Consider the following 475-nt stretch of genomic DNA (forward strand, 5'->3'; position numbering starts at 1 on the left):
TAGCGGCAATGGCATCGACGTTATCTACGCCCTGCTGACTTTCTATCTGGACCAGAATAGTGATGTTCTTGTTCGACTGAGCGAAATAATCCGCCACGGTGCCAAACATATTGGCGCGGTGAGAAACGGAGACGCCGCGAATGCCTTCCGGTGGGTAACGGGTTGATGCCACCGCCAGCTCTGCTTCCTCTTTTGTTTCTACAAAAGGAATCAGGAAGTTATAGAAACCGATATCCAGAAGACGCTTAATAATTACCGGCTCGTTGGTCGGCACTCGCACTACTGGCGCGCTGGCGCTGCCTTCAAGGCCATTAACTGCGGAATAAACGTGGAGATATCGTTTGGCGCATGTTCGCCATCCAGCACCAGCCAGTCAAACCCAGCCAAACCAAGAACTTCAGTGCTAATCGGGTTAGAGAGTGCTGACCAGCAACCAATTTGTACCTGTTTCGCAGCCAGTGCGGCTTTGAATTTA

The 475-nt window shown here is 51.2% G+C and carries 1 pseudogene; it reads right to left on the bottom strand.

Features of this window, described 5'->3' with window-relative positions:
• Positions 1-475: pseudogene (locus EOS_RS42590) on the bottom strand (aldolase/citrate lyase family protein); the annotation flags it as partial.

Origin of the sequence: Caballeronia mineralivorans PML1(12), from assembly GCF_001028175.1 — a bacterium.
In the GTDB taxonomy this organism is placed as follows: domain Bacteria; phylum Pseudomonadota; class Gammaproteobacteria; order Burkholderiales; family Burkholderiaceae; genus Caballeronia; species Caballeronia mineralivorans.